Below are 13,666 nucleotides of genomic sequence, written 5' to 3'. Positions count from 1 at the left end.
GAACAGGGGAAGACCCGGGGCCGGTCGGCCCTCTGACTGCAGTAAGCGAACGGTGGCCCGGCTGGCCGCCCCTGCCGGACCTGTTCGGCTGGATCGAGGCCGGTGTTCCGGGCCTGCACCAGACACCCGGGGCGCACGGAATCCGCGTCGAGGAACAGCTCGCGGACGGCACGTACGTCCTGCGCGCCGAACTTCCCGGCGTCGACCCGGCCAAGGATGTCGAGATCACCGTGGCGGAGGGGGTGCTGACGCTTCGGGCGGAGCGTTCCGCGGAGAGGACCGAGAAGCATCACACGGAGTTCCGCTACGGCACCTTCGCCCGTGCCGTCCGGCTGCCGGCCGGGGCCCGCGGGGAGGACGCGACAGCGGAGTACAAGGACGGCGTACTGACCATCACGGTCCCGGTTCCCGCGACGAAGGCGGGTACCCGGACCATCCCGGTGCGGCACGGCTGAACTCCCGCTCCGCCGTGCCGCGGGCCCGGGCGTCCGCGCAGGCAGGCCGGACGCCCGGGCCCGTCACCCAGGACGTTGCGCCCGGCACGTGTGCGAGAGGCGGTGCTGATCATGGACCTGCCGCCGTCCGCGTCGCACCCGGGGGCCGCTCCACGGGTGGCGAAGCGGCCGTTGCCCCGCGACATCGCCGACTTGCAGGGCGGCACCACGGGCGAAGGCATCCATCTGGGTGCGATGGCCGGCACCCTCGACGTCGTGCAGCGCGGGCTGACGGGGCTGGAGACCCGGGGTGGCGCCGTGTGGCTCGACCCGGTCCCCCTGCCCGAACTCGCCGAGTACGGCTTGGCCCTGCGTTACCGCGGGCACTGGGGCGTACGGCTGCGCATCCGTCCGGGACGCCTGCACGTCGACGTTCCGGCCTCCGACGAGTCCCCCACCACCATCGAGCTTCCGGACCGGGCCGTCTCCGTGGCCCCGGGAGAGTCGTGCGAGCTGAGACTGACGGACCGAGACCGAACACCCCACCGGGGGACGCGAGCTCCAGGAACCGGTCCGCCTACCTCCGCTGCGCCGATCGCACGGCACGGAAGGCCAGTTCGGCCAACAGCACGCTCGAGGCGGTGGCCACGCAGACCGCCCACTGCGCCGGGTTCAGCGCGACGGTGCCGAAGACCGTGCGCGCCCAGGGCAGTTGGACAGCGACGGCCTGGACGGCGAGCACACCCACCAGGCACAGCCACAAGGTCCTGTTGCGCAGCTGGTAAGGGCCCAGGACAGGACCGTCGTCCGCGCGAGCGCAAAGTACGTTGAACAACTGGAACAGGACGAACGTGGTGAACGCCATGGTCAGCGCGGTGTCCGTGCCCACCCGCGGGCGGGCAAGGGCCAGCAGGGTCACCGTGCCCAAGGCCATCACCGCCCCGGCCCGGGTGATGGCGGCAAGGCGGTGAGCGCCGAGGATGCGTTCGGCCGGGTCGCGTGGCGGCCGACGCATGGCGTCGTCGCCGGCGGGGTCCACGGCCAGTGCCATGGCGGGCGGCCCGTCCATGATGATGTTGACCCAGAGGAGCTGGGGCGCGGTCAGCGGAGCGGGCAGTCCGGCGAGGGACGCTCCCAGCAGAGTGAGAATCGCTCCGATGTTGGTGGCGAGCTGGAAACGGACGAACTTGACGATGTTGTCGTAGATGCAGCGTCCCTCATGCACGGCGCGCACGATGGTGGAGAAGTCGTCGTCGGTGAGGACCATGTCGGCGGCTTCCTTCGCCACGTCCGTACCGGTGACGCCCATGGCGACGCCGATGTGGGCGGCCCGCAGCGCCGCGGCGTCGTTGACGCCGTCGCCGGTCATCGCGACGATGTGCCCCCGGTCGGACAGGGCCCGAACGATCATGACCTTGTGCTCGGGAGCGACCCGGGCGAACACCCCGATGTCGTCGACGCGGTCGGCGAGTCGGTCTTCCGTCATCCGGTCCAGCTCCGCTCCCGTCACCACCTCGCCGCGGATGTCCAGTTCGCGTGCGATCGCGGCCGCGGTGTCGGCATGGTCGCCAGTGATCATCTTGACTCCGACTCCGGCCCTACGGCAGAGGGCCACCGCGTCCCGGGCCTGCGGCCGCGGCGGGTCGGCGATCCCGGCGATCGACACCAGCGTCAGGGCAGGGAGTTCCGAGACCTCACCCTGCCCGTCGACCAGGGCGGTGGCCGCGCCGAGCACGCGCAGTCCCGTACCGCCCAGCCGCGCGGCCACGCCGACGACCTCGGCTCGGAGCGCGTCGCCGAGGGGGCGTACGCCGTCGCCCATGAGCACGTCCGTGCATCGGCCCAGCAGGACGTCCAGGGCCCCCTTGACGTGGATGCGCGTGGCACCGTTCGGGTCGGTGTGGAAGGTGGCCATGTACTTGGTCGCGGCATCGAAGGGAAGTTCGCCGGAACGGGGCAGTTCGGCGCGTGTCCGGTCGGCGTCCACGCCCGCCTTCGCCGCGAGGACGATCAGGGCCGCCTCGGTGGGATCGCCGATGATGCCGTCGTCCGTGACACGGGCGTCATTGCACAGGGCGAAGGGCATGACCGCCTCCCGCAGGTCGCCCCTCCCCTGCTCGTCTGTGGCGCCCTGGCCGTCGATCGTGCCGTCGGTGCCGTAACCCTCGCCGGTGACGGCGTACACCGTGCCCCCGGTCCACAGGGCCCGTACGGTCATCTCGTTGAGGGTCAGCGTGCCGGTCTTGTCGCTGCAGACCACCGTCGCCGAACCGAGGGACTCCACGGACACCAGGCGCTTGACGACGGCTCCGTGCCGGGCCATGCGGTACACCCCGAAAGCCAGGGTCAGCGCGAGAACGGCCGGCAGCCCCTCCGGTATCGCGGCCACTGCGAGCGCCACCGCTCGCAGTGCGAGGTCCGAGAGCGTGTCGCCGCGCACGAGTGCGGTGACCGCGTACGCCAGCACGGCGATGCCGCTCAGCAGAGCCAGCCGGCGGCCGAGGCTGTCCAACTGGACCTGGAGCGGGCTGGGCGGCTCGCCGCCGGTGCGCAGCTCCTCGGCGATCGTACCGAGTTCGGTGTCCATGCCGGTCGCCGTGACGATCATCTCGGCGCGGCCGCGGGTCAGCGCGGTGTTCATGAACAGCACGCTGGTGCGCTCGACGACCGGCAGCCGACCGGCGCCGTTCCCGCCCACCGCCGCCACGCTCTTGACCACGGGCTGCGACTCACCCGTCAGCGCCGCCTCGGCCACCTCGACCGACTCCGCGACAAGCAGTCGACCATCGGCCGGTACACGGTCACCGGCCTCCAGCAGCACGATGTCCCCGGGGACCAGCGTGTGTGCTTCGACCACGCGGACCTCGCCGTCGCGGCGGACTCGTGCGGTGGGCACGAGCATCCGGCGCAGCGCCTCCAGACTGCGTTCCGCGCGTCGCTCCTGCAGATAGCCGAGTACGGCGTTGACCTGCAGGACGATCGTGATGACCACCGCGTCCTTGAAGTCGCCGATGGCTCCGGCGACGACCGCGGCGATCAGCAGGATCGCGATGAGCCAGTTGCGGAACTGGTCCAGGAACTTCTGCCACTCCGGCCGGCGGGCGGGCTCGGCAAGCCGGTTCGGACCGTGGACCGTGACGCGCTCGGCGGCCTCTCGGCTCGGGAGGCCGACGGCCGGATCGACGTGGAGGCGGACGGCGACCTGTTCGGGAGGCAGGGCATGAGCCTCGGGCAACTCCCGGGTGTGTTCGTGGCCGGAGGCCGTCCGGCGCATCCCGGATGTCGTCGGTACGTCCACGGTCAGGTCCTTCCGTATCAGGAGGAAACCAAGGCGCGCGGGCGAGGTGCACACCAGTGAGAGTTGATCAGTCGGCCGGCCTGTACAGCGATCCGTCCGGCCCCACCACGACCGGGCCGCCTCTCGCGACTCTTCCTTCACTCGTGCGGGACGACAGCCACAGGGCAGCCGACGTGATGGATGGCGGCGTGGGTGACGGGTCCGGTGCGGGGGCCCGTGGGCCGTTCCGTCATGCGGCGGCCGACCACCAGGAGACTCGCCCCGGTGGCGGCGCGGACCAGTACGGACTGAGCACGACCCTCGGTCACGGTCTCGGCGACCTCGACGTCGGGGTACTCGTCCCGCCACCCCTTCAGGACGGCGCTGAGGAAACCGAGCCATTCGTCGGCCTGTTCCGGGTCGTTCACCAGTCCGATGTCCCCGGGGCCGAGATCCAGGCGTGACGGTGCCTGCCAGGCGTGCACGACATGCAGGCGTGCGCCCCGCACTCGGGCCGCTTCGAAGGCGAACTCGATCACCTCGTCGCAGGGGTCGCCCAGGTCGATGCCCAGGACGACATCCCGGTAGCCGGTCCGGGTGGACGGGCTGCCGTCGTCGGCCGACAGGTGTTCGTCCGCGGCTTCTTCGCCCGCCCGGACGAGGACGACCGGCCGGGTGGCGCGTGCCACCACGCCCAGGGCGACCGAACCGACCAGGAACCCGGTGAAGCCGCTCAGTCCCCTCGAACCCAGGACGATCAACTCAGCCTGTTCGGCAGCCTGGAGCAGGGCGGTGGTCGCCGGTCCCTCGATCTGCTCGTCGTCGAGTTTGGCACCGGGGCACGTACGACGGACGCGCTCCTCGGCCTGGCGCAGTGCGCGCCGGGCCAGATACCGCTGAGCCGCTGTCGCCGGCTCCCCGGCCCCCTGGCGGGGGTGCCAGTTCCAGGCATGCACCAGACGCAGCGGCCGGTCCCGGCGCACCGCCTCGCGGCCTGCCCACTCGGCGGCGGCCAGACTCTCGGCGGATCCGTCGACTCCGGCGATGACGGGCGCAAGCATGGAGCTCACCTCCTGTGCTCGATCTGTTCCCGGCTGCCAGCGTCCCGCTGTGCCACGAGGGCGGACATGGGCCGCCAGGGCTGCGTTTCGGCCCGTTCGGCCCCGTGCGCACAGGACCGTGTCGTGGCGAAGCTGGACCGACCCGGGCATCAAGTCCACCGGGGCGGAAGGCGGCACATCATGGAGCGAGAGATCATCACCGGCGTCGACCGATCGGCACGCGGCCGTGCCGCGGCCGACTGGGCCGCGCGCGAGGCGCTCTCGCGCGGGCTGCCCCTGCGGGTGGTCCATGTGTCGTCGCCGGAAGGTCCCGATCCGGCCGAGCGTTGGCCGTATCGTCCCGAAACGGTGGCGGACCACGTGGTCGCCCAACTCACCGACCGCCATCCGACCTTGCGGGCCCGCGGCCTGAACCTCACCGGGGCTCCGGCGGCGGCCCTGCGCACGATGGCGCAGGATGCGGAAATGCTGGTGATCGGTCTGCGCGGCGAGGGCAGTCACCCCCGGATCCCCGTGGGATCGACCGCCGACGCCTTGGTCCGGGCGTGTGAGCGGCCGGTGGTGCTGGTCCCCGGCGCCCTGCCCGGCGAGGGTCCGCCCGGCCGCGTCGACGGCGTGACCCTGGGGATCGACGCCCGCGGCCCGGCCGACGGCGCGGTCGGCCTCGCCTTCGAGACGGCCAGGCTGCGTGCCGCACGGCTCCATGCCGTGCACGCCTGGAAGCTGCCCGCGCGGGCGGCGGAACGGCCCCTCCCCGTCCTGGAGGAGGATCGCGCGACGTGGGAGGACGACGAGGTGCAGCGGTTGTCGGACGCGCTGCGGCCGTGGCGCGGCAAGTACCCGGAGGTCGACGTCCTGGAGGACGTCGTCCTGCTCGCCCCGGAGGTGGCGCTCGCCCACGCCGCCGCCAACTCCGGCCTCGTGGTAGCCGGCCGCCGATCGGGCCGTACGGCGCTCGCTCTGCTGCCGCACACCCGGTGCCCCGTCGCGGTCGTGCCGGTGTAGCCGTGGGACGGCTCGCGGACACGACGTCGGCGCGCACGGACGACGGCCGGGGATGTTCGGCCCTGCGGGTGGGGTCCTTCGGCCCATGCGGCGTACAGCGACCACGGCTCACCGTGAAGGCATGAGGAGCCGCGGTCGGATCGCCGTCATCGGCGTCGGGAACGAGTTCCGGCGCGACGACGGCGTGGGCTGGGCCGTACTCGCCCGCCTGCGCGAGCGGGCCGGGTCCCGGCCGTTGCCGCCGGACACCGAACTCGCGACCTGCGACGGCGAACCCGGTCGGCTGATCGACCTGTGGGAGGGCGCCCGGCTCGCGGTGGTCGTCGACGCGGCCCACGCCCACCCGGGCGTCCCCGGCCACGTGCACCGCCTCGCACTCGACGCCGGGGTCCTGGCACAGCCTTCGTCCACGAGCTCCCACGGGCTGGGCCTCGGGGAGGCCGTCGAGCTGGCAAGGGTGCTGGGGCTGCTGCCCGAGCGGCTGATCGTGTACGCCGTCGAGGGTGCCGAGAGCGAGCTGGGCACCGGTCTGTCCCCCGCCGTCGCGGGGGCGGTGGAGCCTCTCGCGAAGACCGTCGAGGAGGAGATCGCACGCCACGTGGACACCACAGCCGGGAGGCCGGCATGACCGCACGGCGGTTCCACGTCGAAGGCATCGTGCAAGGCGTCGGCTTCCGGCCCTTCGTCCACCGCACCGCCGCCGAACTCGGCCTGGACGGCTGGGTGGCCAACGTCAACGGCCACGTGGAGGGCGAGGTCACCGGGCCGGCGCACGCGATCGAGCAGTTCGCGGCCCGGCTGCGCACCGGCGCCCCGCCCCTCGCCAGGGTGCGCCGCGTCCGGCTGACCCGTGCCGAGCGGGAGTCGCCCCGGGCCGCCGGCTTCCGGGTGCTGAAGAGCGCCCTGGGCGGACCGGACGAGGCATCCCGCGAGATCCCGCCCGACGCCGCGATCTGCGACTCCTGCCTGAGCGAACTGCGCGACCCGCACGACCGCCGCTACCGCTACCCGTTCATCAACTGCACCGATTGCGGCCCACGCGCCACGATCATCGACGACCTGCCGTACGACCGGGTCCGTACGACCATGCGCCGCTTCCCGCTGTGCACCGCGTGCGCGGCCGAGTACGCCGACCCCACCGACCGGCGCTTCCACGCCGAACCCGTCGCCTGCCCCTTGTGCGGGCCCCGGTTGGCCTGGGAGGAGATGCGCGGTGAGCGGGCGCTGCGGGCGGCGGTCCGGACGGTCCGCCAGGGCGGAATCGTCGCGTTGAAGGGGCTGGGGGGCTATCAGCTGGTGTGCGACGCGGGCGACGCGACAGCCGTGGCGGAGCTGCGGCGGCGCAAGCGCCGTCCGGCCAAACCGTTCGCGGTGATGGTGCGCGATGTCGAGGCGGCCGCGCGGCTGACGCGGATCGGCGCGGGCGAGCGCCGGGCACTTGCCGCTCCGGAGCGGCCCGTGGTGCTGCTCGGTCGGCGCCGGTGGCAAGGCCGAACGGCTCCCCTCGCTCCCGAGGTCCACCCCGGCCTGCCCCGGGTCGGCCTGTTCCTGCCCACCACCGGTCTGCACGCCCTCCTCCTCGACGAACTCGCCCGGCCGCTCGTGGTCACCAGCGGCAACCTCAGCGACGAGCCGATCGCCATCGACGACGAGGAGGCGCGGTGCGCCCTCGCCACCGTGGCGGACGGCTTCCTCACCCACGACCGGCCCATCCGGTCCCGGTACGACGACTCCGTGGTGCAGTTCACCGGGCGGACGAGGATCACGGTTCGCCGGGCTCGCGGTCTCGCTCCCGCCCCGCTGCCGCTGCCGCTGCCGGTGCGGACGCCGGTCGCCGGGGTGGGCGCCCAGCTGAAGCACACGTTCACCCTGGCCGCCGAGGGCAGGGCGCACATCGGTCCGCACACCGGAGACCTGGCCGGTCCGGCGACGTACGACGCGTTCACGGCGTCGTACGACCATCTCAGGGAACTCACCGGAATCGAACCCGCCGTCCTCGCCCACGACCTGCACCCGGGCTATCTGTCCACCCAGTGGGCGACGGAGCAGCCCCTGCGCCGCATCCCGGTGCAGCACCACCACGCGCACGTGGCCGCCTGCGCGGCCGAGCACGGGGTGCGGGGCCGGTTCCTCGGGATCGCCTACGACGGTCTGGGACTGGGCGACGACGGCACGCTGTGGGGCGGCGAAGTCCTCGTCGCCGATCTGAGCGGCTACCGCCGCGTGGGCAGGTTCGCCACGGCGCCCCTGCCCGGCGGCGACGCGGCGGTACGCCATCCCTGGCGCACGGCCCTCGGCCATCTGCTCGGCGGCGAGGCGCTGGGCTCCCCGCGCCCGTATCCGTGGCTCGTGCGGCCGTTCACCGACCGGCTCGACCCGGCCGAGGTCACCACCCTGCGTGCCATGATCGCGCGGGACGTCAACTGCCCGCGCGCGTCGAGTGCCGGTCGGCTCTTCGACACCGCCGCCGCGCTGCTCGGCCTCGCGGACCACGTGAGTTACGAGGGTGAGGCGGCCGTCCTGCTGGAGGCGACGGCGGGCGACGAGCGTGCCGTGCCCTTCGCCCATCGGGTGGTGCGCGCTCAGGGGCTGTGGGTGTACGACCCGACGCCGACCCTGGCCGATCTGCTGCGGCGGCAGTTGGACGGGGAGCCGGTGGCACGGCTCGCGGCGGCCTTCCATCTGACGCTCGCGAACGCCACCGCCGAACTCGTCGAGCGGGCCGTGGCCGAAGGGGCACCGGGCACCGTGTGCCTGGGCGGCGGCTGCTTCGTCAACCGCCGGCTGCTGACCGAGGTGAAGCGCCGACTGCACGCGCGGGGACTGCGGGTACTGGTCGGCGGTCAGGTCCCGGTCGGGGACGGCGGCATCAGCTACGGCCAGGCGGCGGTCGCGGCCGCACGGCTGACCGGGAAAGGGTGAACGCGCATGTGCCTGGGCATTCCCGGCCGGATCCTGGAGACCCACGACGACAGCGGACTGCGCATGGCGACCGTCGACTTCGGCGGCGTCCGACGCGAGGTCTGCCTGAGCTGCACACCCGAGGCGGACGTCGGGTCGTACGTCATCGTGCACGTCGGCTTCGCGATCGCCCAGGTCGACGAGGCGGAGGCACAGCGGACGCTCGGGGTGCTGCGGGCGATGGCGGGCGCGGTCGAGGGTGAGCTGGGTGAGCCGCTGCCGTAGCGCTCCGCCGGGCCGGCCGGGCCGGACAGGCGGCGGTCTGCGTGCGCCGTTCACGGCAGGTTGTCGTGCCCGCCCGGCAGAGCTGCCGGTCGGCTCCTGACCAGGGCCGGTCGGCCCCTCCCGCAGGCACTCCTCGCAGTCGCAACCTGATGATGGAGAAGAACGGACCGCCCGGACAAGGAGGACCGTCATGACCGCCACCGCAGCCCCGGCCGTGCTCGACCGGGACGGCCTGAACGCGCTGGTCACGGCGCTGGTGGCAGAGGGCAGGACCGTCGTCGGGCCGACGGTGCGGGACGGCGCGATCGTACTGGCCGAGCTGACCACGGCGGACGCGCTCCCCTACGGCTGGGGCGTCGAACTGGACGCCGGACGCTACCGGCTGGTCCCCCGCGAGGACGGGGCCGCCTTCGCGCACAGCGCCGGGCCGCAGTCGTGGAAGTCCTATCTGCATCCCGCGCGCGAGCGGCTGTGGAGCGCCGACCGGTCACCGGAGGGGGACATCCGCTTCACCCCGCACGAGCCGGATCCACCGTCGTACGCCTTCCTCGGCGTCCGCCCCTGCGATCTGCGGGCCATCGCCATCCAGGACCGGGTGCTCACCGGCGGGCGGCACGAGGACTCCGGGTACGGCAGGCGCCGCACCAAGGCGCTCCTGATCGCCGCGGAGTGCACCGAACCCGGTGCCACCTGCTTCTGCGTCTCCACGGGAGGCGGCCCCGCGGCCGACCCCGGATACGACCTGGCGCTGACCGAGGTGATCGACGAGGACGGTCACCGCTTCCTCGTGCGCGTGGGCAGCGAGGAGGGCGCCGAGCTGCTGGAGCAGGTGCCGCACCGCACCGCCGACCCTGACACCGAAGCCACCGCCCGCACCGCCGTGGACGCCGCCCGCGACCGCATGGGCCGCGCCCTGCCCCCGGTGGACCTGCGCGACCTCATGGGCGCCAGCCTCGACGCCGAGCGCTGGGACGACGTCGCCGCCCGCTGTCTGACCTGCGGCAACTGCACGATGGTCTGCCCGACCTGCTTCTGCACCACCACCGAGGAGGTCACCGACCTCACCGGTGACCACACCGAGCGCTGGCAGCGCTGGGATTCCTGCTTCGACCTGGACTTCTCCTATCTGCACGGCGGGCCGGTCCGCTCCTCGGCCCGCGGCCGCTACCGGCAGTGGCTCACCCACAAACTGTCCACCTGGCACGACCAGTTCGACACGACCGGATGCGTCGGCTGCGGGCGCTGCATCACCTGGTGCCCGGCGGGCATCGACGTCACGGAGGAAGTCGCCGCCCTGAACGCCGAACGCACCGCGCACATGGCACCCGGAACGGAGACGGACTGATGCCTCCCTCGATCGCTCTGCGCATGAACCACGCTCTGCCCGTCGAGCACCGCGAGCGGCTGCTGCGTGTCGGCCGTGAGGTCCAGGTCCAGCCGGGCACCCGCCTGTTCGAGGAGGGCGGACACGCCGATCGCTTCTGGATCATCCGGGGCGGCACGGCCGCCCTCGACATGCATGTGCCCGGCCGCCGTCCGCCGGTCATCGAGACGCTCGGTGTCGGCGACCTCGTCGGCTGGTCCTGGTTGTACGAGCCGTACGTCTGGCAGCTGGGCGCCGAGGCCCTGACCCTTCTGCGCGCCTACGAGTTCGACGCCGTCGCCGTCCGGCTGATGTGTCTGAACGACCTTGCGTTCGGACGTGCCGTCGAGCACTGGGTCGGCCGGGTGCTGGCCCACCGGCTCAACGCGGCCCGGGCCCGGCTGGTCGACCTGTACGGGATTTACGAGGCGAAGGAAGCGCGATGACCGCCGTACCGGTCCCCCATCGCGTGGTCGCCCGCCTGCCGGAGACCGCGGACACCGTCACGCTGCGCCTCGAACCGGTCGGCGCGGCTCTGCCCGACTTCGCGCCAGGACAGTTCGCGATGGTGCACTCCTTCGGCCGCGGCGAGATCCCCGTCTCGGTGAGTTCCGTCCAGGCCACGGGCGGTCTCGCCCACACGATCCGCTCGGTGGGCGCGGTCTCCGACGGGCTGTGCTCGGCGCGGGTCGGCGACGTCGTCGGACTTCGTGGTCCGTACGGCAACACCTGGGAGCCGGCACGGGCACGCGGCTGTGACGTGGTGATCGTGGCCGGCGGTATCGGTCTCGCCCCGCTGCGGCCGCTGATTCTGGTCGCGCTGGCCGAGCCGGAGGCGTACCGCCGCGTCAACGTCCTTGTCGGCGCGCGAACTCCGGGCGACCTCATCGCCAGGCAGGAGGTCGAGAGCTGGCCCACGGCTTTCACCGGGGTGACGGTCGACCGGCCCTCCCCCGGCTGGCGCGGGGACGTCGGCGTGGTCACCCAGCTGCTGGGGCGCGCGGATTTCGAGCCGGACCGCACCTGGGCGTTCGTGTGCGGGCCGGAGCCGATGATCCGGGCCACCGCCCGCGAACTCACCCTGCGCGGTGTCCCCCGCGACCGCATCCGCGTCTCGCTGGAGCGGAACATGCGCTGCGCCACAGGGCACTGCGGGCACTGCCAGCTCGGCCCCCTGCTGCTCTGCCAAGTGGGCCCCGTCGTGGACTGGGAACGCGCCGAACCACTGCTGTCGGTAAGGGAGTTGTGAGATGTCGCCCACACTCGCCGTGTTCAAACTGGCCTCCTGTGACGGCTGCCAGCTCACCCTGCTGGACTGCGAGGACGAGCTTCTCGCGCTGGCGGGCGAAGTGGAGATCTCGCACTTCCTGGAGGCGTCCAGCGCCGTGGGGGCCGGACCGTACGATCTGTCCCTCGTCGAGGGCTCCGTCACCACTGCCGACGACGCCGGGCGGGTGCGCGCGATCCGGGCCGCCTCACGGCATCTGGTCACGATCGGGGCGTGCGCGACCGCCGGGGGCATCCAGGCACTGCGGAACTTCGCCGACGTCGACGAGTACCGACGCGTGGTGTACGCGCACCCGGAGTACGTCGACACGCTTGCCACCTCCACTGCGGTCTCGGCCCACGTGGACGTCGACTTCGAGCTGCGCGGTTGTCCGATCGACAAGCGGCAGCTCATCGAGGTGATCACCGCGTTCCTCGCCGGCCGCAGGCCCGACGTTCCCGACCACAGCGTGTGCTTCGAGTGCAAACGGCGCGGCACCGTCTGCGTCACCGTCGCCCACGGCACACCCTGCCTCGGGCCTGTCACCCACGCCGGGTGCGGAGCGCTGTGCCCTGCGTACGGCCGCGGCTGCTACGGCTGCTTCGGCCCCTCCGGGTCGGTGAACCTGCCCGCCCTGATCCCCCTGCTGCGCCGCGACGGCCTCGACGACGACGCGGTGGAACGGTTCCTGCACACCTTCAACGCCGCCGCGTTCGAGAAGATCGAGAAGGAGTCGGCCAAGTGACGCACCGCGGTTCCCGTCTGCTGCACGTCGGGTCGCTGTCCCGGGTCGAGGGCGAGGGCGCGCTGCGCCTGCACGTCCACGACGGCACGGTCACCGAGGCACGGCTGGAGATCTACGAGCCGCCGCGATTCTTCGAGGCGTTTCTGCGCGGCCGTGCGTACACCGAGCCGCCGGACATCACGGCCCGCGTCTGCGGGATCTGCCCGGTGGCGTACCAGATGAGCGCCTGCGCGGCGATCGAGGACGCGTGCGGGGTGACGGTCGGCCCGGCGATCCGCGATCTGCGCAGGCTGCTGTACTGCGGCGAGTGGATCGAGAGCCAGGCACTGCACATCTATCTGCTGCACGCGCCGGACTTCCTGGGCCGCGCGAGCGCGATCGAACTCGCCCGCACGCACCGGACCGAGGTCGAGCGGGGGCTCCGGCTGAAGAAGGCCGGCAACTCACTGATGGAGTTGCTCGGCGGTCGGGCGGTGCACCCCGTGAACGTCCGCCTCGGCGGCTTCCACCGGGTGCCCTCCCGCGAGGAACTCCGCCCGGCCGCCGAGGAGTTGAAGCAGGCACTCGACGACGCGTGGGACACCGTGCGCTGGGTCGCCGGCTTCGAGTTCCCGGACGCCCGGATCGAGGCCGACCTGCTGGCGCTGGCCGAGCCGGACACGTACGCCATCGAGAGCGGGACACCGACCGTCCTGCGGGCCGACGGCACCACGGGCTCGTTCCCCGTGCGGGACTTCACCGGGCACGTCACCGAGACGCACCTGCCCCACTCGACGGCGCTGCACTCGCGGCTCGACGGGCGGCTTCATCTCACGGGTTCCCTCGCCCGGTTCGCGATCAGTGGCGCCCGACTGTCGCCGGTGGCGGTGCAGGCGGCGGTGGAGGCCGGGCTCGGCGATCCGCGTTCGGGCGCTGTGTGCCGCAATCCGTTCCGGTCGATCCTGGTGCGGGCGGTGGAGACGTTGTACGCCGTCGGTGAGGCGCTGCGGATCATCGAGGCCTACGAGCCGCCCCCACGCCCGTTCACGGAGGTGCCACCGGTCGCGGGCGTCGGGCACGGTGCCACCGAGGCACCTCGCGGACTGCTCTACCACCGCTACGAACTCGACGCCGACGGAGTCGTGACCAGCGCGCTGCTGGTGCCGCCCACCGCACAGAACCAGGGCGCTATCGAGGACGACCTGCGGCGGATGACCCAACGGGCGATCGGCGAGCGCGACCCGGACGACGGTGAGCTGACGGCCCTGTGCGAGCGGGCCATCCGCAACCACGACCCGTGCATCTCCTGCTCCACCCACTTCCTGGACCTGACGGTCGTCCGTACCTGA

Annotated in this window: 12 protein-coding genes and 1 pseudogene; 11 read left to right on the top strand and 2 right to left on the bottom strand. The window is 72.6% G+C overall.

Annotated features, from left to right (window positions below; genetic code table 11):
* Nucleotides 1–32: 32 nt before the first annotated feature.
* A complete protein-coding gene (locus ACIRD7_RS17005; RefSeq protein WP_403453881.1) occupies nucleotides 33–455 on the top strand; it encodes an Hsp20/alpha crystallin family protein in 423 nt (140 codons plus the stop codon).
* 171 nt (nucleotides 456–626) lie between these two features.
* Nucleotides 627–962, top strand: a pseudogene (locus ACIRD7_RS17000) (glycosyl hydrolase family 65 protein); the annotation flags it as partial.
* Nucleotides 963–1,011: 49 nt separating this feature from the next.
* Here ACIRD7_RS17000 and ACIRD7_RS16995 read toward each other — a convergent pair.
* Both ACIRD7_RS16995 and ACIRD7_RS16990 read right to left on the bottom strand, forming a co-directional pair.
* On the bottom strand, nucleotides 1,012–3,732 hold the full coding sequence (locus tag ACIRD7_RS16995) for a cation-translocating P-type ATPase (RefSeq protein ID WP_403453661.1): 2,721 nt from the start codon (nucleotides 3,730–3,732) through the stop codon (nucleotides 1,012–1,014).
* Between the two features lie 137 nt (nucleotides 3,733–3,869).
* Nucleotides 3,870–4,772: a universal stress protein gene (locus ACIRD7_RS16990; protein WP_403453658.1), complete on the bottom strand. Its 903-nt coding sequence runs from the start codon at nucleotides 4,770–4,772 to the stop codon at nucleotides 3,870–3,872.
* Between the two features lie 180 nt (nucleotides 4,773–4,952).
* Between ACIRD7_RS16990 and ACIRD7_RS16985 the strand changes: the two genes are divergently transcribed.
* The 9 genes from ACIRD7_RS16985 to ACIRD7_RS16945 all read left to right on the top strand — a co-directional run bounded on the left by ACIRD7_RS16985 (nucleotide 4,953) and on the right by ACIRD7_RS16945 (nucleotide 13,666).
* Nucleotides 4,953–5,777, top strand: coding sequence for a universal stress protein (locus ACIRD7_RS16985; protein ID WP_403453656.1), 825 nt, complete (start codon nucleotides 4,953–4,955; stop codon nucleotides 5,775–5,777).
* A 121-nt stretch (nucleotides 5,778–5,898) separates the two neighbouring features.
* A complete protein-coding gene (locus ACIRD7_RS16980) occupies nucleotides 5,899–6,405 on the top strand; it encodes a hydrogenase maturation protease (RefSeq protein WP_403453654.1) in 507 nt (168 codons plus the stop codon).
* Nucleotides 6,402–8,699 (top strand): carbamoyltransferase HypF, encoded by a 2,298-nt coding sequence (hypF, locus tag ACIRD7_RS16975; RefSeq protein WP_403453651.1) that lies wholly within the window; start codon nucleotides 6,402–6,404, stop codon nucleotides 8,697–8,699. The genes ACIRD7_RS16980 and hypF overlap by 4 nt, the downstream gene beginning before the upstream one ends.
* A 6-nt stretch (nucleotides 8,700–8,705) precedes the next feature.
* Nucleotides 8,706–8,963, top strand: a complete 258-nt coding sequence (locus ACIRD7_RS16970) for a HypC/HybG/HupF family hydrogenase formation chaperone (protein ID WP_403453648.1) — start codon at nucleotides 8,706–8,708, stop codon at nucleotides 8,961–8,963.
* Nucleotides 8,964–9,153: 190 nt separating this feature from the next.
* Complete coding sequence (locus tag ACIRD7_RS16965) at nucleotides 9,154–10,308, top strand: 4Fe-4S dicluster domain-containing protein (RefSeq protein WP_403453646.1); 1,155 nt, start codon at nucleotides 9,154–9,156, stop codon at nucleotides 10,306–10,308.
* Complete coding sequence (locus ACIRD7_RS16960; protein WP_403453643.1) at nucleotides 10,308–10,772, top strand: cyclic nucleotide-binding domain-containing protein; 465 nt, start codon at nucleotides 10,308–10,310, stop codon at nucleotides 10,770–10,772. The genes ACIRD7_RS16965 and ACIRD7_RS16960 overlap by 1 nt, the downstream gene beginning before the upstream one ends.
* Entirely contained in the window at nucleotides 10,769–11,575 is an 807-nt protein-coding gene (locus ACIRD7_RS16955) for an FAD/NAD(P)-binding protein (protein ID WP_403453640.1), read from the top strand. The genes ACIRD7_RS16960 and ACIRD7_RS16955 overlap by 4 nt, the downstream gene beginning before the upstream one ends.
* Nucleotide 11,576: 1 nt before the next feature.
* Nucleotides 11,577–12,338 (top strand): oxidoreductase, encoded by a 762-nt coding sequence (locus ACIRD7_RS16950; RefSeq protein ID WP_403453637.1) that lies wholly within the window; start codon nucleotides 11,577–11,579, stop codon nucleotides 12,336–12,338.
* On the top strand, nucleotides 12,335–13,666 hold the full coding sequence (locus ACIRD7_RS16945) for a Ni/Fe hydrogenase subunit alpha (protein ID WP_403453635.1): 1,332 nt from the start codon (nucleotides 12,335–12,337) through the stop codon (nucleotides 13,664–13,666). Before ACIRD7_RS16950 ends, ACIRD7_RS16945 begins: the two co-directional genes overlap by 4 nt.

It is taken from the genome of Streptomyces sp. NPDC093568, assembly GCF_044764945.1.
Taxonomy (GTDB): Bacteria; Actinomycetota; Actinomycetes; order Streptomycetales; family Streptomycetaceae; genus Streptomyces.
Note: the sequence above shows the minus strand (reverse complement) of the source record. Positions and strands in the feature narration are given on the sequence as shown.

Bases quoted from the DNA above. Each gene is read 5' to 3' on its own strand.
- ACIRD7_RS16965 (WP_403453646.1), top strand. From the start codon at position 9,154: ATGACCGCCACCGCAGCCCCGGCCGTGCTCGACCGGGACGGCCTGAAC.
- ACIRD7_RS16980 (WP_403453654.1), top strand. From the start codon at position 5,899: ATGAGGAGCCGCGGTCGGATCGCCGTCATCGGCGTCGGGAACGAGTTC.
- ACIRD7_RS16970 (WP_403453648.1), top strand. From the start codon at position 8,706: ATGTGCCTGGGCATTCCCGGCCGGATCCTGGAGACCCACGACGACAGC.
- ACIRD7_RS16950 (WP_403453637.1), top strand. From the start codon at position 11,577: ATGTCGCCCACACTCGCCGTGTTCAAACTGGCCTCCTGTGACGGCTGC.
- ACIRD7_RS16960 (WP_403453643.1), top strand. From the start codon at position 10,308: ATGCCTCCCTCGATCGCTCTGCGCATGAACCACGCTCTGCCCGTCGAG.
- ACIRD7_RS16955 (WP_403453640.1), top strand. From the start codon at position 10,769: ATGACCGCCGTACCGGTCCCCCATCGCGTGGTCGCCCGCCTGCCGGAG.
- ACIRD7_RS16985 (WP_403453656.1), top strand. From the start codon at position 4,953: ATGGAGCGAGAGATCATCACCGGCGTCGACCGATCGGCACGCGGCCGT.
- hypF (WP_403453651.1), top strand. From the start codon at position 6,402: ATGACCGCACGGCGGTTCCACGTCGAAGGCATCGTGCAAGGCGTCGGC.
- ACIRD7_RS16990 (WP_403453658.1), bottom strand. From the start codon at position 4,772: ATGCTTGCGCCCGTCATCGCCGGAGTCGACGGATCCGCCGAGAGTCTG.